The 17,498-nt window shown below is 65.2% G+C and carries 16 protein-coding genes; 10 read left to right on the top strand and 6 right to left on the bottom strand.

Going from position 1 to position 17,498, the window contains the following annotated elements; translation table 11 throughout:
* Positions 1–87: 87 nt before the first annotated feature.
* Positions 88–1,233 carry an NADH:flavin oxidoreductase gene (locus tag QM590_RS23940; protein ID WP_269596619.1) on the bottom strand — a complete coding sequence of 382 codons (1,146 nt, stop codon included), beginning with the start codon at positions 1,231–1,233 and terminating at the stop codon, positions 88–90.
* A gap of 65 nt (positions 1,234–1,298) precedes the next feature.
* Here QM590_RS23940 and QM590_RS23935 point away from each other — a divergent pair, with 65 nt between their 5' ends.
* From QM590_RS23935 to QM590_RS23925, 3 genes are all read left to right on the top strand, one after another.
* Positions 1,299–2,120: a sulfurtransferase gene (locus tag QM590_RS23935; RefSeq protein ID WP_269596620.1), complete on the top strand. Its 822-nt coding sequence runs from the start codon at positions 1,299–1,301 to the stop codon at positions 2,118–2,120.
* Positions 2,121–2,192: 72 nt separating this feature from the next.
* Complete coding sequence (locus tag QM590_RS23930) at positions 2,193–3,014, top strand: SDR family oxidoreductase (RefSeq protein ID WP_269596621.1); 822 nt, start codon at positions 2,193–2,195, stop codon at positions 3,012–3,014.
* 69 nt (positions 3,015–3,083) lie between these two features.
* On the top strand, positions 3,084–4,229 hold the full coding sequence (locus QM590_RS23925; protein ID WP_411741385.1) for an acyl-CoA dehydrogenase family protein: 1,146 nt from the start codon (positions 3,084–3,086) through the stop codon (positions 4,227–4,229).
* Positions 4,230–4,236: 7 nt separating this feature from the next.
* Here QM590_RS23925 and QM590_RS25875 read toward each other — a convergent pair whose 3' ends face one another.
* Positions 4,237–5,274 carry an SRPBCC domain-containing protein gene (locus QM590_RS25875; RefSeq protein WP_317814043.1) on the bottom strand — a complete coding sequence of 346 codons (1,038 nt, stop codon included), beginning with the start codon at positions 5,272–5,274 and terminating at the stop codon, positions 4,237–4,239.
* Positions 5,271–5,630 carry an ArsR/SmtB family transcription factor gene (locus QM590_RS23910; RefSeq protein WP_269596623.1) on the bottom strand — a complete coding sequence of 120 codons (360 nt, stop codon included), beginning with the start codon at positions 5,628–5,630 and terminating at the stop codon, positions 5,271–5,273. Before QM590_RS23910 ends, QM590_RS25875 begins: the two co-directional genes overlap by 4 nt.
* 94 nt (positions 5,631–5,724) lie before the next feature.
* Here QM590_RS23910 and QM590_RS23905 point away from each other — a divergent pair, with 94 nt between their 5' ends.
* Positions 5,725–6,354: a nucleoside/nucleotide kinase family protein gene (locus tag QM590_RS23905; RefSeq protein WP_269596624.1), complete on the top strand. Its 630-nt coding sequence runs from the start codon at positions 5,725–5,727 to the stop codon at positions 6,352–6,354.
* Positions 6,355–6,441: 87 nt separating this feature from the next.
* On the opposite strand, the gene QM590_RS23900 is transcribed toward QM590_RS23905, so the two are convergent.
* Complete coding sequence (locus QM590_RS23900; protein ID WP_068053551.1) at positions 6,442–7,551, bottom strand: NDMA-dependent alcohol dehydrogenase; 1,110 nt, start codon at positions 7,549–7,551, stop codon at positions 6,442–6,444.
* A gap of 142 nt (positions 7,552–7,693) precedes the next feature.
* Positions 7,694–9,322 carry a sigma-54-dependent Fis family transcriptional regulator gene (locus QM590_RS23895; RefSeq protein ID WP_283279350.1) on the bottom strand — a complete coding sequence of 543 codons (1,629 nt, stop codon included), beginning with the start codon at positions 9,320–9,322 and terminating at the stop codon, positions 7,694–7,696.
* Between the two features lie 132 nt (positions 9,323–9,454).
* Here QM590_RS23895 and QM590_RS23890 point away from each other — a divergent pair, with 132 nt between their 5' ends.
* Genes QM590_RS23890 through QM590_RS23880 form a run of 3 tightly spaced genes read left to right on the top strand, consistent with a single transcriptional unit; the run spans position 9,455 to position 11,760 of the window.
* Complete coding sequence (locus tag QM590_RS23890) at positions 9,455–10,054, top strand: DJ-1/PfpI family protein (RefSeq protein ID WP_269596626.1); 600 nt, start codon at positions 9,455–9,457, stop codon at positions 10,052–10,054.
* Positions 10,051–10,515, top strand: coding sequence for a MarR family winged helix-turn-helix transcriptional regulator (locus QM590_RS23885; RefSeq protein ID WP_269596627.1), 465 nt, complete (start codon positions 10,051–10,053; stop codon positions 10,513–10,515). Before QM590_RS23890 ends, QM590_RS23885 begins: the two co-directional genes overlap by 4 nt.
* Positions 10,516–10,569: 54 nt before the next feature.
* Positions 10,570–11,760, top strand: a complete 1,191-nt coding sequence (locus tag QM590_RS23880) for a hypothetical protein (RefSeq protein WP_269596628.1) — start codon at positions 10,570–10,572, stop codon at positions 11,758–11,760.
* A gap of 76 nt (positions 11,761–11,836) precedes the next feature.
* Here QM590_RS23880 and QM590_RS23875 read toward each other — a convergent pair whose 3' ends face one another.
* The gene (locus tag QM590_RS23875) at positions 11,837–13,393 is read right to left on the bottom strand and encodes an amidase (protein ID WP_269596629.1); all 1,557 of its coding nucleotides are present in this window, start codon (positions 13,391–13,393) and stop codon (positions 11,837–11,839) included.
* Positions 13,394–13,498: 105 nt separating this feature from the next.
* Here QM590_RS23875 and QM590_RS23870 point away from each other — a divergent pair, with 105 nt between their 5' ends.
* From QM590_RS23870 to QM590_RS23860, 3 genes are all read left to right on the top strand, one after another.
* Positions 13,499–14,503, top strand: coding sequence for an aldo/keto reductase family protein (locus tag QM590_RS23870; RefSeq protein ID WP_269596630.1), 1,005 nt, complete (start codon positions 13,499–13,501; stop codon positions 14,501–14,503).
* A 45-nt stretch (positions 14,504–14,548) separates the two neighbouring features.
* Positions 14,549–16,021, top strand: coding sequence for a carboxylesterase/lipase family protein (locus QM590_RS23865; protein WP_411741384.1), 1,473 nt, complete (start codon positions 14,549–14,551; stop codon positions 16,019–16,021).
* A 63-nt stretch (positions 16,022–16,084) separates the two neighbouring features.
* Positions 16,085–17,449 (top strand): NAD(P)/FAD-dependent oxidoreductase, encoded by a 1,365-nt coding sequence (locus QM590_RS23860; RefSeq protein ID WP_149406432.1) that lies wholly within the window; start codon positions 16,085–16,087, stop codon positions 17,447–17,449.
* Positions 17,450–17,498: the final 49 nt, after the last annotated feature.

Raw genomic sequence — 17,498 nt, 5'->3', positions numbered from 1 at the left:
TGAGCTCGGCGTGTCGAACCAAGGACCGGATCAACCGTTATTCAGACAGTCCCGGCGATGCTGCCGTGGATTCCAGTGCCCGATCCGTCAGACCAAGTGCTGAATGTGGTCGCGGGTGAATTCGATGCGCTCGTCGACGCGTCCGTCTCCGACCTTGTTCACCCAATCCGGGTCGGACAACAGCGCACGTCCGACGGCAACGAGATCGAATTCGTTGTCCTCGAACTGGCCGACCAGTGCATCGAGTCCGGTGACACCGGATGCGGCGTCCTCCGACCACGCCGAGGTGAACACGGAGTCGAGGCCGACGGATCCGACAGTGATCGTCGGGACGCCGGTGAGCTTGCGGGTCCACCCGGCCAAGCCCAGCTTGCCGTCGTTGCCCTCCAGCTCCGGGAACGCCGGATCCCAGTGGCGGCGGGTCGAAGCGTGCAGGATGTCCACTCCGGCGTCGACCAGGGGAGTCAGGACGCGTCCGAGTTCCTCCGGATTCTGGGCGATCCGCGCGTCGAAGTGATTGCTCTTCCACTGTGAGAACCGGTAGACGATGGCGAAGTCCTCGCCCACCGCAGCCCGGATCGCCGCAACGACCTGCGCGGGGAAGCGAGTCCGAGCTTCGAGGGAACCACCGAACTCGTCGTCGCGCACATTGGTTGTGGCCCAGAGGAATTCGTCGAGCAGATATCCGTGCGCGCCGTGCAGCTCGAGACCGTCGAATCCGGTGTTCTTCGCGTTGACCGCGGCCTGCACCCATTGCGAGGTGAGTTCGTCGAGGTCGGCGTCGGTGAATGCGCGACCCACCGAAGAGCCGTCGAGTGCAATGCCCGACGGGCTCACGGTGGTGACGTCCGGGAACAGGCGAGGCTCGGTGCCGCGCTCGACGCCGAGGTGCCACAGCTGCGGGATGATCGCGCTGCCCTCGGCGTGCACGGCGTCGACGACGCCCTTCCAGCCCTCGAGGCTGGCGTCACCGTAGATCCGCGGGACACGGGTGTGCGGGCCGGCTGCGGGATCGGGAATGTAGGTGCCCTCGGTGATGATGAGGCCGGTGCCGCCGGCCGCGCGCTTGCGGTAGTACTCGGCGACATCCGGGCCGGGAATGCCGTCGGGAGAAAAGGCACGCGTCATCGGGGCCATGGCGAAGCGATTGCGCAGCTTCAGCGACTTGACCTCGAACGGCTCGAAGAGCCCGGCGGTGGACAGATGCTGAGTTGTGGATGCAGTTTCGGTCACGCCTGCGCACAACCGGCATGTAACCCGAGCTATTCCCGGCGTAGGGCTGTTAGCGTCGGAGCCTTATGAGCCCTTCGCCGCTGATTTCTGCCGCCGAACTGCACGACCTCTTCGAGATGGGACGGGCTCCGGTCGTCCTCGACGTTCGTTGGGCGCTCCAGACCGGCAGCGACAGAGCAGGTTACGAGGCCGGCCACATCCCGAACGCGCAGTTCGTGGACCTCGATGCAGAGCTTGCCGGAGTCCAGGGTTCGGGCGGCCGCCACCCATTGCCCGACGAGGAGACCTTCGTCGCAGCGATGCGCAGCGCCGGGGTGAGCGACGATTCCTCCGTGGTGGTCTACGACGCAGGACCCGCAACTGCCGCGGCGCGCGCATGGTGGCTGTTGCGCTACTACGGCCATGCAGACGTGCGAGTCCTCGACGGCGGTCTGGCTCAGTGGGTGGCCGAAGGGTTTGCCACCGGCACCGATCCGTCGATCGTGGCCGCCGGGTCGTTCACCGCGCGGCCATCGCTCGCACGGCTTCTCGACGTCGACGATGTTCTCGAGTTCGCGGAGAACAACGTACTGCTCGACGCCCGAGCACCCGAGCGATTCCGCGGCGAGGTGGAGCCGGTGGATCCGGTGGCCGGTCACATCCCCGGCGCAATCAATCGACCGACCACAGACAACGTCGATTCGGATGGCAAGTTTCTGGACCCCGGGGTACTCAATGGCACATTCGGTGGACTTGTGCCCGAGGGAAAGGCCGTCGCCGTCTACTGCGGTTCCGGCGTGACCGCCGCCCATCAGATTCTGGCGCTCGAGTTGGCGGGCTTCGATGCTGCGTTGTATCCGGGATCGTGGTCGGGGTGGATCACTGATCCGACGCGTCCTCGGGCCTAGATTCCGCGCTCTCACCAGCATCTTCATGCAACCAGGGTTGAACTTGAATCCGACTTCAACTATACCTGGGGCATGAAGGTAGAAGGCAAAGTTGCCATCGTCACCGGCGGTGGTGGCGGAATCGGCGGGGCCATCGCCGCTCGACTCTCCGAGCACGGCGCACGCGTCGTCGTCTCCGATCTCGACGAGACCACGGCCCGATCCGTGGCCGACGCCATCGAACGCGACCGGCCGGGGACGGCCGTCGCCGCCGCGGCGGACGCGTCGAACACCGAGGACATTCAACGGCTGATCGCACTGGCCGAGGAGTCGTTCGGACCTGTCGATCTCTACTTCGCCAACGCAGGCATCAGCGGCGCACCCGGACTCGACGCCACCGACAAGGACTGGGATCTCTCGTTCGATGTCAACGTCCGCGCGCACATTCGCGCCGCGCAGCTGTTGGTGCCGGGTTGGCTCGAGCGCGGTGAGGGCTACTTCGTCAGCACCGCCTCGGCGGCCGGCTTGCTCACCCAGATCGGCTCGGCGACATACGCGACGACCAAGCACGCCGCGGTCGGATTCGCCGAGTGGATGAACGTCACCTACGGCAACCGCGGTATTCGCGTCAGCTGCCTGTGCCCGATGGGCGTCAACACCAAACTGCTGTACGAGGGACGCGAATCCGGAGATGCGTTGGGAGCGGCCGCAACTGCCGCGGTTCTCAGTGCCGGTGCCGTACTCGAACCGCTCGATGTCGCCGACGTGGTGCTCGACGCAATGGACCGCGAGCAGTTCCTGATCCTGCCGCACGAGAACGTGCTGGACATGTACCGCAACAAGGGTGCCGACTACGACCGGTGGTTGCGCGGCATGCGTCGCTACCAGGACAGCTTGCTCGACAACAACCGATAGGGGCCCACCGTGGCATTTTTCGAGACCTCCGACCGTGCGAAGAAGTACGAGTCGGATCTGTTGGAGTTCATGGACTCTCACATCTACCCGGCCGAGGCAGTGTACGAGCAGCAGATGCTCGAATCCGGTGACCCGCACTTCCAGCCGCCGATCATCGAGGAGCTGAAGAAGGAAGCGCGCTCGCGCGGACTGTGGAATCTGTTCCACCCGCATCCCGAGTGGGGCCCCGGTCTGACCAACCTCGAATACGCACCGCTGGCCGAGATCATGGGACGCAGCCTGCTCGCCCCCGAGGCCTGCAACTGCAACGCTCCCGACACCGGCAACATGGAGGTGTTCACGCTCTTCGGCACCGACGAGCACAAGGAGAAGTACCTGAAGCCGTTGCTGGACGGCACCATTCGCTCTGCCTTTGCGATGACCGAACCCGATGTCGCCAGCTCCGACGCCACCAACATCGCGATGAAGATGGATCGCGACGGGGACGATTTCATCCTCAACGGGCGCAAGTGGTGGACGTCCAATGCGATGCACAAGAACTGCAAGGTTCTCATCGTCATGGGCAAGACCGATCCCGAGGCGGCCACGCACCGTCAGCAGTCGATGCTCGTGGTGCCCATCGACGCACCCGGAGTCACCGTCCTGCGCAATCTGCCGGTGTTCGGCTACATCGACCGCGAAGGTCACGCCGAGGTGCTCTTCGAGGATGTGCGAGTACCGGCGAAGGACGTCTTGAAGGGGCCGGGGGAGGGCTTCGCCATCAGCCAGGCTCGCTTGGGACCTGGTCGTATCCACCACGCGATGCGCACCATCGGCGTGGCCGAGCGTGCACTCGAATTGCTTTGTCGCCGTGCGGTATCGCGAGTGACCTTCGGCAAGCCGGTGGCGATGCGCTCGAACATTCAGGATTGGATCGCCGAGGCGCGCATCGAGATCGAGAAGACCAGGTTGCTGACGTTCAAAGCGGCGTACCTGATGGACACCGTCGGGAACAAGGAAGCGCGCACGGAGATCGCAGCGATCAAGGTTGCGGCACCGGAGATGGCGCTGAAAATCATCGACCGTGCCATCCAGGTCCACGGCGGAGGCGGAGTGTCCAACGACTTCCCGCTCGCCATGATGTACGCGCACATACGCACGCTGCGGCTCGCGGACGGTCCCGACGAGGTACACAAAATGTCGATCGCAAAGATGGAGCTGAAGAAGTACCTCTGAACCCAGGTTACCGACCCGGCTGCCAGGCCGGGTCGCGGCCGATGAAGGCCATCAGCTTGTCCTGCGGGGAAGCGTCGTCGGCAACGGGGGCGGCGGGGCCGTACTGCCCGCTGTCCCGTAGCACCTGCTCCATCGGTCGCATGGCCTCGAGCGCTGCAGCGCAGCGTTCCTGGCCCAGATCAGGCTCTCGGCCAAGGGCTTTCGCCAGGTCCCAGCAGTGCATCCAGACGTCGGCGGTGTAGAACATGTCGATCGCCTCGTCCACCGGCATGTCGCCGGTGTGCGGGTTGCTAAGTACCCGGCCGGCAGGGTCGTCGAGAATGGCTTGGATGTCGGAGACGTGCTGGGTCCAGGCTGCGGCTGGGTCGGCTTCGACGTCCAGCGCCGGTAGTTCGATACCGGCTCCGCCGGCGAGAAAGCCGCGGGACCACTCGACCAGGTGCCGCACCACATCGATTGCAGCCCAACCCGATACCGGGCTCGGCCGAGACCAGTCCTCCGGTGACGCGGACTGCGCCAATGCAGTGAACATGGCCGCGTCCTGTATGTGCTGCTGGGCCGGACCGGTGCTCTGCGCGAGCAGTTCGTCGAGCTTGTCGTAGCCCTCTTTCACGCCGACGTTCATGCCGCTGGCCAGCATGCCGTCGCGCGTCGCGAAGTCCGACATCACACTCAATACCCTCAGACGTGTACCGCCATCGCCTCGGCTGTCGAAAGTGAGCGTTTCGAGAGCGACCGAATCGGGCGCACCCTTCCAGGTGAAGGTCCACACGATCCGCTCGCTCGCACGCACCTCGTGGAAGCTGCCGAAGAACGCGGCGATCTCCTCACCGTCCCGGTCGTTGGCGAAGGCCCAAGCGCCTCCGGTGTGTCCCTCCCACTTCAGGATTCGGGTCGTCAACGATCGCGGCCCCACCCACTGCCGATACAGCTCGGGGTCGATGTGAGCGCGAAACACCTGCTCCGGCGTCGCGTCGAACTCTCGGACGATCTCGATCGTGGGGACTTTCTCGTCCGCAACGATCTCGGTGTCGTGTGCAGTCATGACACTTCTTTCGACTCGGTGGTCGCGTCGTCTGCGATGCTGTCCAGCAGGGCGTCGAGGCGTCGATACCGTTGTTCTGCTTCCTGGCGATAACGCTCGATCCATTTCGTCAACAGGCCGAACACCTCGGCATCGAGGTGCACCGGGCGACGCTGGGCATCCCTGCTGCGCGTGACCAATCCGGCCTCCTCGAGCACCTTCACGTGCTTCGAGACCGCTTGCAGGCTCATGTCGTACGGTTCGGCGAGCTCGCTGACATTCGCATCCGCCCCGGCGAGTCGAGCGACGATGTCACGTCGAGTGGGGTCGGCCAATGCCGCGAACGTCCTGTTGAGCTGCTCTGTTCGATCGTCCATGGGGTTCCTCGCTGTGCGTTGTTTCCGAGGGTAAGCCGCCCGCTCAACGTAGTCAACCATTTGGTTGATTAAGTTGGTCGCCTACCCTCGACCCATGAGCGTCGGAGATGACCTGGTGCAGGATGTGCTCTCCCGGGCCCCGGGACACCCGCTACGGGTGGCGATCGACGGGGTGACGGCTTCGGGCAAAACCACCTGCGCGCGGTGGCTGGTCGATGCTGTTGCAGCACAGGGTCGTCCGTCTGTGCACGTGACGATGGACGGCTTTCATCATCGGCGCGCCCACCGGTATCGGCAGGGTCGGGCGTCGGCTCTCGGCTACTACCGGGACGCGTACGACTTCGACGCTTTTGCGGCACACGTGCTGATCCCGTTGGGGCCGAACGGAAGCGGTGCCATTCGGCGTCGGGTCATCGATCTGGCGACGGATGAGCCGGTGGACGATCCGCTCGAGCCGGTGCCGGCCGACGCGATCGTCGTGGTGGACGGAACGTTCTTGCATCGGCCGCCGCTGCCCGAGCACTGGGACTACACAGTCTTCGTCGATACCCCCATGGACGTCGCACGGGCTCGCGGTATAGCCAGGGATACGGAGGCGCTCGGTGGCACGGAGGCGGCAGGTCGCGCCTTCGACCAGCGCTATCACGCGGCATGCCGGATTTATCTGGACGAGGTGGACCCGCGTGCCCGGGCAACGCGGGTGTTGCCGATCGACTGGAGATGACCACCATCGTTCGTGCATTCGGGTGCTCGCAGTGGTGCGGTCGAGTGCAACCCAACGCACTCGACCGCACCACTGCCGCAGCGTGTTTCAGAAGTGAATTACCCCGCGCATGTTCTTGCCGTCGCGTAGGTCCTGGTAGCCCTCGTTGACCTGCTCCAGCGAGTAGGTCGAGGTGATGAGTTCGTCGAGCTTGAGTTGCCCGGCGTCGTACAGGCGTAGCAGGCGCACGATGTCGTACTGCGGATTCGCGGACCCAAAGAGCGTGCCCTTGATCGTCTTCTGATTCAACGTCAGATCCGTGCCGGACACGTGCACCGTCAGCTTCTCGGGATCGGCGAGCCCGGTGATGACGACGGTGCCGCCCTTACCGATGGCCGCGGTCGCGGCTTGCACGACCTCCTCGTCGACGGTTCCGACCAGAATCAGAGCCTGGTCCGCTCCCTGACCCCACGTGAGTTCGGTCAACTTCTCCTGCGCCGACGCGTAGTCCGCGAACGCGTGAGTCGCCCCGAACTTCAGCGCCTGGTTGCGCTTGAACTCGAGCGGATCGACGACGAGGACATGCTTGGCACCCGAATGTACCGCTCCCTGAACGGCATTGATGCCGAGTCCGCCGATGCCGTAGATGATCACCGAGTCGCCCGCGCGTACACCGCCCGCGTAGACCGCGGTACCCCAGCCGGACGGAACGCCGCAGCCCACGAGAACTGCAGTCTCCAAGGGCAACCAGTCGTCGATCTTGACGACGGAATGCTGCGAGATGGTGGCGCGTTCGGAGAAGGTGCCGAGCATGCACATCGCTCCGAACTCGGTGCCCTTGCTGTCGCGTCGACGGAACGTGCCGTCGGGCATGCAGCCCTCGAGGATCGTTGCGCCCATGTCGCACAGGTTCTGTCGGCCCGTAGAGCAATAGCGGCAGGTGCCGCAGTTCGGGATGAAGGAACAGACGACATGATCGCCGGGCTTGACCTTGGTGACGCCGGGACCGACTTCTTCGATGATGCCGGAACCCTCGTGGCCGCCGACGATGGGGAAGCGCGGTGGCAGGTCGCCGTCGAGCAGATGTAGATCCGAATGGCACAGCCCTGCGGCCACGTACTTGATCAGGACTTCACCGGGGCCGGGGCCGTCCATGTCCAGTTCGATGATCTCGAACGGCTTGTGTGGCTCGAACAGTACTGCTGCTTTGGTCTTCACGGAGATTCTCCTGACGTCGATTCAGCGGTCGATGGATGTGGCGTGTCCGACGGTGCCGCTGCTCTCGTATTGCCGGGCGCGCATCCATGCATGGAATTGTGACCCCGATCACGGGTGGAGAGTGTTCAGAAAGTGGACAACCTCAGCCGAGGATGCCGAATTCGCGCATCCGCTTGTACAGCGTGGTTCGACTGATTCCCAGGCTCTCCGCCGTCGTGCGTTTGTTCCCGCCCTGCCGCGCCAACTCGTGCACGATGGCGTCGCGCATCGCGGTGTCGAGGGTGCTCATCCGGGTGGTCGACGCTTTCTTGCGCGGCCGGACCAGTTCCCGTTCGGTGATATCTCCGACGGATCTGCGCGACGCGGCCTCGGTGACCTCGGCTCTGAGTTCGCCGATGTTGCCCGGCCAGTCGTAGTCGATCAACGCCGACAACGCTGCCGGGGTGAAGTGCGCGCGGGACTCGAGCTCGGCCATGATGGCGCGGACCAGGTCCGGAATCTCGTGTCGGCGAGAGCGCAACGGGGCCAACTCGATGGTCTCGGCGCACAGTGACAGAAGTTGGCGATGTTCGAGTTCGGCCGAGTCGGTGGCCGAGCTCGACAGCGCGTACCACCCGGGAGCGGACGACAGAATCGAATGCAGCCGGCTCGCCACCGGGCCGGTGAGGAAGTGCACGTTCTCGACCACGACATCGTGGGCGGCCCGGACCTGATGCTCGACGCCTGCCAACCACTCGGCCGCAGTCATCGTCACCAGATCCGACGCGTCGAACCAGCGTGGTGACGTCGTTGCTGTCCATCGGGCCAGGGTGGTCGATTTCCCGGTGCCGGGTTCACCGTTGACGCACAACGGCTTTCGTGTCTTCGGTGCCGGTGGTGGTGTACGCACGGTGTCGTGCGGATCGATCTCGATGACGATGCCCGCGGCCGACACCGGACGTTCCCAGCGCACGGTTGCATGCAGTCCGGAATTGAGAATCACATCCTGTACGACGCCGCTGCGCCGGACCGCATCGTCGGTGAGCGAGCGTAGTGCGGAGTGATCGACTGTATCCACTATTGTTGCAGCGCTGGTGTTTTCGAGCAGAATCTCGTCGGCTATCGCGATGACGGGTGCACCGCGGCGCTGTGAGGATGCGTACTGAAAAGCCTGGAAGAGTCGTTGTTCGCCCGAACGCGTCTCTTCGAGGAGCCTGCCTTGAATGTCCTGTGCGGCATGGACGAGCATCGGTTGGAGCAGCGGGTTGTCGTCGGAGGCCAGGAAGGTGATATCGAGGACGCCCTCGATGCGGCGGGTGACAGGGTGGATCAGGGGGTGGCCGTAGCAGCCGAAGGTTTTCATCGACTCGATGTAGTGCTCCTCGGCGTGCACAGCGCACGGCGCGCGCATCTCGAAACTCGTCGAGATCGAATTGGTGCCCGACGCCTGTTCGGTGAACGAGCGGCCGACGACTGCGCCCATGGAGGACACCGCATCTCGTAGCGAATGGGTTCCGAAACGGAGATCGACCAACCGGGCGTCACGGTCCGCGAGCAGGACGCAGTACCCGGAGCCGTGGAGCACGCTCTCCATCCGATCGAGGATGGGGTTTGCCGCAGCGAGGAGGCGGCTACGACGGTCGACGTCACGCAGGCTCGCCTGCTCCAGGGTGTCCGCCGGTGCGAGACCGCTCTGCGCCGACCGTTGCCAGGACTTGGCAATGGAATCTCGGAGCTTCTCGGCACCGCTGGGCATCTCGCGCACCTCCGTCGGCCGGCGCATGGTCGTCATACGACGGTATCGCCGACTGCTCCGCCCGACGCGCGTTTCGACGGAACCTGCCCGATCGGGCAGTGGTGTATTGACAGTGTGCTGTCATATGCGCACAATGACAGCACACTGTCGAAATTCTGGAGGTTCGAGATGACGACGATCGCTCTGTACGCCACCGACACCATGGCCGACTGGGAGTACGGATACCTCACCGCCGGGTTGGCCATGGCTCGTGAACAAGACCCCGACGCCAATCGGCTGATCGTTGCATCCGAGACAGGGGAGGCCGTCACGACGATGGGAGGTCTGCGAATCACTCCCGACGTCGCGCTGGCAGACCTTCCCACTTTCGATGCGTTGATTCTGCCCGGCGCGCCCAGTTGGGACTCCGGTCACGACGCGGTGCTGAGGCTCGCCGCCGAACTGGTTGGGGCGGGGACTCCGGTCGCAGCGATCTGCGGGGCAACGTTGGGTTTGGCCCGAACCGGACTGCTCGACGACCGGCCACATACCTCCAATGCCGCCGAGTTCCTCACGCAGGCAACCGAATACCATGGTTCGGAGTACTACCGCGACGAGAAGGCAGTGTCCGACGGCACCGTGATCACCGCAGGCGGCGTGAGCCCGTTGGAGTTCGCGAAGCTCGTGTTCGAGCGGTTGAACGTGTTTCCGCAACCCGTGGTCGACGCCTGGTACGGCCTCTACACGACGGGGGAACGCAAGTACTACGACCAGCTGGCGGGCGCATGAAGCAACGCACCCCCGAGGGGGATGCGCTGACTGCGCTGGTCTTGCCTGTCTTCGAGCTCAACGGTGAATTCCTCGCCGCCGCACAGGACATCACCGAGCCGACGGGCCTGACTCCGGCGTGGTGGCAGGTTCTCGGAGCCACCTTGGACGAACCGCTCTCGGTAGCCGACATCGCGCGACGCGTCGGGCTGGGGCTGGCACGACAGAGCGTGCAACGAACCGCAAACCTGTTGGTGGACAAAGGGTGGGCCGTGTACGTCGACAACCCGAACCACAAGCGCGCGAAGCTGTTGGAACCCACCGCCAAGGGACGCGACACCGTGGCCGAGCTGCGGGATGCGCAACATGCCTGGTCCGATGCCGTGGGAGCCGCTGTGGGAGAGGGAGAGCTGCAGGCCTTTGCGGCAACCCTGGAGAAGATCCTTTCGGCATCCAGGGACTATCGCGGCGGCAGTGCATAATTCGGGCATGGTTGCGCTCGGGTACTGCTGTCCGGATTGCTGGCCGGATTGTCGATGCAATCGGAGGGTGTCGACATCCTCGGCGACACCAGCGTCGGCGGGCTGCTGCTCTCCAGCGGCGGTGGGGGAGTCGCGGTCGCGCTGATTCTTGCGGCGGGTACGGCGATGGTCGTTCGTCGGCGCAGCGTGCTGGCCGGATTGTCCATCGCCTCTGCAGTTGTCATCGGGGGATCGGCACTGCTGTTCTCGTCCGATTTCGCCGAGGTGATGGCAGGCGGGGTCCTGTTGGGATGCAGTGCAGTACAGGCGAATAGCACGCGGGTTCGGCAGGCACTGCTGACGACATCGTTTCTGCTCGGGCTGCTCAGTGTGGGTGCAGTAGAGGCCCTACAGCACAGCGCAATTCCCCGGCGCTACGCCGACTACCTCACCGAATCCGACATGGGCACACCGGTGGTCGTGCCGGTGCTGTGCGCTCTCGTGGTGCTGACGGTGTTGTGGGCAGCTCGTGTCGACCGCAGTGACGACTATGCGCCGCCCGAGCGCAGCAGGCGAACAGTCGGGGCGATACTGCTGGTCTCGATCGGTGGGCTGCTGCTCAATATGGTGTTCGTGTTCAGCATGTTCCAGAGCCTGTACGGGTTCGGCGGCCACTGGTATCTCGGCCTCCTCGTCGTACCCGTGTTGTTTGCGGCGGCCGGCCTGCTACCGGGCCGCAGCGGCGTCATGGTCCTCGCCGGAACGGCGGTGTTGCTCACCTCGACCACCACCGCGGGGGTGGGCATCAGTGCCTCGGACAGGGGCTGGACACTCGGACTCGTGGCCGTCACAGCAGTGTCGGTGGCGGCCGGCACCGCGCTCGGATTCCGTTGGGGGCGTCCGTTGATCGGCGTCGCAGTTCTGGCGGTGGTCTGCGTGACGGCGCTGTTCGAGCAGCCGCCGCTGGACAACGTTCACTACGTCGCGACCCTGATCGTCTTTCCGGCCGCCGCGGCCTACCTCTACGTGGCGTGCACGCCGGCCGCTCCGACGCCGTCGACCCTCGGCCTCGCGATCCCGGCGGCGATCACGGTGCCGATGGTCGTCACCTACGGATGGACGTCGTACACGCCGTTGACCTCTGCACTGGCGGACACGTCCTGGCCCCGCGTCGAACTGTGGCTCTCGACGGGCGGTGCATGTGCCGCCGTCGCGCTCGCAGGCGTCGGGATGTGGGCCCTCGGGCGCTACCGGATTCCGGGGTAAACGACACGCGAAACCTGTTCTGACATAATGGTATCTGTCCTCTCGAATGTTGTCGCGACCCAGATTTTCGAGCGGGCTACGGCAGTGCCGGAGCCGGTATGTCGGCGTCGACGGCGGCTTCGAGGGCTGCCGCAACGGCGAGAGCGACGGCATCTTGCCCAGGCGCGGCCGCGACGGTCAGACCGTAAGGCAAGCCGCTCGTCGTGCTACCGATCGGGATCTGCACCGAGGGTGCACCGGTGTTCGCGCTGATACCGCACGCCGCCGTGCCCGCCCACTCCGCTGAGGCTGTTTCCGGCGTCGTCGGGTAGATGAGGACGTCGACATTCTGTGCGGCCATGAGGTCGGTCAGCGCCTGCGTTCCCGCCTGTTGCTTCGCGAGGGTCGCATCCTGCGCCGGATTGGGCAACGAGGGTGCCTCCAACCATTCGGTGATCGTGTCTGCTTCCAGCGCACTGCCTTCGGTCACATCCTCGAAAGTCAAAGCATCCGACGGGAGAGCCCTCGCGGCGACCTCGGGGTCGTAGGCGGCGTCCGTCGAGCTGAGAAACTGGTCGATGGATGGCCGTGCATCCTTGTAGCCACTGTCGGTCAGAACGTCGGTGGCGAACTCCTCGTTCAGCTCGGGTAGGTCGACCAACTGCGGTCCCGATTGAGCGAGTGCCTCGACGGCCGCATCCGAGCCGCTACGGATCTGGGGCCGCACGGCCTGGTCGGGACTGTCCGGATCAGCCCCACGGGCATCGAACGGCCAGGTGAGGTACGCGGCCGTCACCGAAGTCAGGTCCACTGCTGCTGCGGAGTCGGACCATCCGTTGTCGTTGCCACTGGTCAGATCGGCCACCGCGGCTGCGTCGGCGACCGAGTGCCCGATCGGCCCGACCACGTCCTGCGAAAGAGACAGGGGGACGACGCCGTCCCTGCTGATCGCATCGTGACTCGGGCGGAAACCCACCAGCCCGGCGTGGGCGGCCGGCCCGACCACCGAGCCGCAGGTGTCCGTACCCAAGGCGATCGGGGCGAACCCCGCCGCCACGGCTACTGCACTTCCGCCACTGGAACCGCTTGCGCTGAACTCACGGTCGAAAATGTTCGCGGTTGTACCTTCGACGGAACTCGTGGTGAACGTTCCATGCCAGGCGAATTCGGACATATTGGTGGTTCCGAGGATGATTGCGCCCGACTCTCGCAGGTTGCGAACCACCGGGGAGTCCTCGACGGGGCGAAACGAACTCAGGTTGACGTTTCCCGCCGTCGCGGCAAGTTCCGAACTTCCGATGTTGCTCTTGATCAACACCGGAATACCGTGCAGCGGGCCCCGTATCGTTCCCGCCGCGCGCTCGTCGTCCAACGTGCTCGCCTCGGCCAGTGCGTCGGCGTTGACGTCGACAACAGCATGCAGCGGCGTCGGGCCCGAGTCGTCGTACTTCTCGATCCGGTCCAGATACGTTCGAGTGATATCCGCGCTGGTGTATTGACCCGACTCCAAGCGTGACCGAAGATCGTCGACGCCGAGTCCCTGCAACGGGAGCTCGGAACCGTTGTCGGGAGTGCTGTTCGATTGACAGCCGACGGCGCTGAGCGTGAGAGCCGTGATCAGTACGAGGACGCCCCTGCGGTCTTTGATGGACACGGTAACGACGCTAACGACGCCGTATGCACACGCTGTTACACATCAGTAAATTCGGACCGCGTGACACTCGGAGTCGGAGCTTCGCCGGGGAGTACCGTTTTCGGTATGGCTTACAGATACCTCGGAAACAGCGGACTGAAGATTTCGGAGATCACCTACGGCAACTGGTTGACCCACGGATCGCAGGTGGAGAACGACATCGCCACCCAGTGCGTACGCGCGGCCCTCGATGCAGGCATCACCACGTTCGACACCGCCGACGTCTACGCCAACGGAGTAGCCGAGACCGTCCTGGGCGACGCGCTGAAAGGCGAGCGTCGGGAATCGCTCGAGATTTTCACCAAGGTTTACTTCCCGGTCGGGCCCAAGGGCCCCAACGACACCGGACTCTCGCGCAAGCACATCCTCGAAGGCATCGACGCGTCGCTGCGTCGGCTCGGCACCGACTACGTCGACCTCTACCAGGCCCACCGCTACGACGTCGAGACTCCGCTCGAAGAGACCATCGCCGCATTCGGTGACGTCGTCCGCCAGGGCAAGGCGCTCTACATCGGCGTCTCCGAATGGACCGCCGACCAGCTCCGCGCCGGTCAGGAACTCGCCCGCCAGAACGGGTTCTCGATCATCTCGAACCAGCCGCAGTACTCGGCCCTGTGGCGCGTCATCGAAGATCAGGTGATCCCCGCGTCGAAGGAATTGGGCATCTCGCAGATCGTCTGGTCGCCCATCGCCCAGGGTGTGCTCACCGGCAAGTACCTCCCCGGCCAACCTCTGCCCGACGGCTCGCGCGCCAAGGACGACAAGGGCGGCGACAAGATGATCGCGCGCTACCTCGACGATCAGACGCTCACCCGCGTGCAGCAGCTCAAGCCGATCGCCGACGATCTGGGAATCACCATGGCGCAGTTGGCTGTTGCGTGGGTGCTGGCCAACGACAACATTGCCGCCGCACTCGTCGGTGCGTCTCGCCCCGAGCAGATCGCGGAGAACATCAAGGCCTCCGAGGTCACCCTCGACGCCGACGTGCTCGCGAAGATCGACGATGCGCTCGGCGATTCGGTCGAGCGTGACGCGGGGAAGACGGGCTCGCCGGAAGCACGTCTGGTCTGACCGCCTGCCGGCGTCGGTCCGAGGCGAACAGGGTAATAAGGACGTATGGACATGATCACCGTCGATACACCTCAGGGCCAGGTTCGCGGTCGGACCGACGCAGGCATCACCTCGTTCCTCGGGGTGCCGTATGCCGAGGCCCCGTTCGGCCCCCGTCGATTCCAGGCACCGTCGCGGCCGCCTACCTGGGACGGAGTGCGGGACGCGCTCGAGCTCGGGGCCACCGTTCCCAAGGTGGGCTACCGGCCGCCGACCAGTGAGATCCTCAGCGAGCCGGTGGTGCCAGGCGAGGACTGCCTGAACGTCAACGTCTTCACCCCCGATGTCGGCGCCTCGGCACCGGTGTTCGTCTGGATCCACGGCGGCGCATTCGTCAACGGCAGCAACGCGATTCCCACGTACGACGGTTCCGCGTTCGCCCGGGACGGTGTCGTGGCCGTGGTGATCAACTACCGACTCGGAGTCGACGGCTTCGCACTGATCGACGGTGCCCCGGCCAACCGCGGGATGCTGGACCAGGTCGCGGCTCTCGAATGGGTCCGCGACCACATCGCTGCCTACGGCGGTGACCCGGCGCAGGTGACCATCGCCGGTGAATCCGCGGGCGCGATGAGCGTCGGCACTCTGATGTCGATGCCCCGTGCCGAGGGACTCTTCCAGCGGGCAATTCTGCAGAGCGGAGCCGGGCACCATGTCATTGCCGCCGAGACCGCAGCAAAGGTCTCCGCAGCATTGGCGTCCGCGCTCGGTGTCGAGGCAACGGTCGACGGATTTGCTTCGGTGTCGGTGGACGCGTTGGTCGACGCTCAACGTGAACTGTCCGATCGGATCACCGCCGAGGCCCCGACCGGCGCGTGGGGTGAGCTGGCCCTGAACGTCATGGCCTTCGAGCCGTACATCGACGGCGATATCGTTCCGGCGCTGCCTATTTCGCGTATCAGCGACGGTGCGGGCACACAGGTGGACGTGTTGATCGGAACCACCAGTGAGGAGCACGCGTTCTTCATCGTGCCCGCCGGCCTGGTTCCGCACATCACCGAGGACTACGTGAAGATGGTCCTCGCCGGGTACCGAGCCGATCCGTCCGCGCTGGATCGGTACCGCGAGCAGCTGCCCGACGCCTCGGCCGGCGAGCTGATGATCGCCGTCATGACCGACTGGTTCTTCCGCATCCCGGCCACACGCCTGGTCGAGGCTCGCTCGGGCAACGCATTCGTCTACGAATTCACATGGCGTTCATCGCTGTTCGACGGCGCACTCGGAGCCTGCCATGCGCTCGAGATCCCGTTCGTGTTCGACATGCTGCACAAGCCCGAGACCGCCCGCATCACGGGCCCGAAACCGCCGCAGCAGGTGGCCGACCAGATGCACCGTGCCTGGGTCGATTTCGTGCGCGACGGCTCTCCAGGCTGGGACCCGTACGGCACCGACCGGGCCGTGATGATGTTCGGCACCGAGCCGGGCGTCTCCCTCGACCCGAAGCCGGCAACCCGCGCGGTGTGGGACGGGGTTCGCTGACCTTCTCTCGGCAACCTCCGAACGTCGTCTGCGGGGTGGCTCACCGGCGGGTTAATCTCGTATATGCGCAGATTCCTTCCTGGTTTCGGTACGAGTTCTCCGGTCCCCGCGCGGCCTGCTCGCGTCGTGGTGGTCGGTGGGGGCTTCGGCGGATTCAACGCCTTGCAGCGGCTGACCAAGCTGCTGGGGCCAGATCGCGCCGTGCTGACGTTGGTGGCCCCCACCGACTACCTGCTCTACAGTCCGCTGCTACCCGAGGTCGCCACCGGCGTTCTGGATCCGCGGGACATCGCCGTCTCGACCCGCCAGGCGCTGCCGCGCGTCAAGTTGGTGCTCGGTCACGTCACGACCGTCGATTTCGACGCGCGCGAGCTGACGGTGATCGGCCCCGACGGCGACTCGACGCTCGAGTGGGACAAGCTGATACTCGCGCCCGGGTCGGTGACCAAGCAGTTCGACATCCCCGGTGTCGACGAGCATGCGTACGGGCTCAAGACGCTGAGTGAAGCCGTCTACATCCGCAACCATGTGCTCGCGCAACTCGACGCAGCCGATGCTCTGCCCGACACCCCGGAAGGCCGGAGCGAACGAGCCGAGCGGCTGACTGTGGTAGCCGTGGGGGCCGGTTACACGGGCACAGAATTCGTTGCGCAGATGCAGAATTGGGTCAAAGGCATCGCGTCCCGTTGGGCGAGCGTCGACCCGGACGAGGTGCGCTGGGTACTCGTCGACGTGGCCGACGCGGTGCTGCCGGAACTCGGCGCGCGACTGGGCAAGGAAGCGCTCGCCGTGCTCGCCGAGCGAGGTGTCGACGTCCGGCTGGGGGTGTCGGTGGCATCGGCCACCGCAACGTCGGTGACGCTCACCGACGACGAGGTGATCCCGTCCCGAACTCTGGTGTGGGGAGCGGGCGTCGCCGCGAGTCCGCTCATCGCACGGCTGGGTCTGCCCACAGCGGGCGGACGCCTGGTGGTGGGCGCGGACATGACCGTCCCCGGCGTAGAAGACGTCTGGGCGATCGGCGACGCGGCGGCAGTCCCCGACCTCGCCGCCGACCCGTCGAAGCCGACACCGCCGACGGCGCAGCACGCCCAGCGCCAAGGCGTCGCCGTCGCACAGAATGTGGCGGCGTCGATGGGCGTCGGGCAGGCGCGTCCGTACAAGCACAAGGATCTGGGGCTCGTCGCCGATCTCGGTGGATTCGACGGTGTCGCAAAGCCTCTGGGCATTCCGTTGACCGGACCCGTCGCGAAATTCGTCGCGCGCGGCTATCACCTGTACGCGTTGCCGACGGTGTCCGCGCGAGTGCGGGTGGCCACGGACTGGCTGTACTCGTCGGTGCTGCCGACGCGCGTCGTCAACCTGGCCCAGGTGCGATCCGAGGATGCGCTGATCAAAAAAGCTCAGGCAATCGATCTGTACGAGTGAGTGCCTACGGCAGTGGTGTGGTTGAGTGCCCCGGAGGGCACTCAACCAC

Source organism: Rhodococcus sp. IEGM 1372 (genome assembly GCF_030056835.1).
Taxonomy (GTDB): Bacteria; Actinomycetota; Actinomycetes; order Mycobacteriales; family Mycobacteriaceae; genus Rhodococcoides.
The sequence above is the reverse complement of the archived record's forward strand: the minus strand, read 5'-3'. Positions and strand labels throughout refer to the sequence as shown.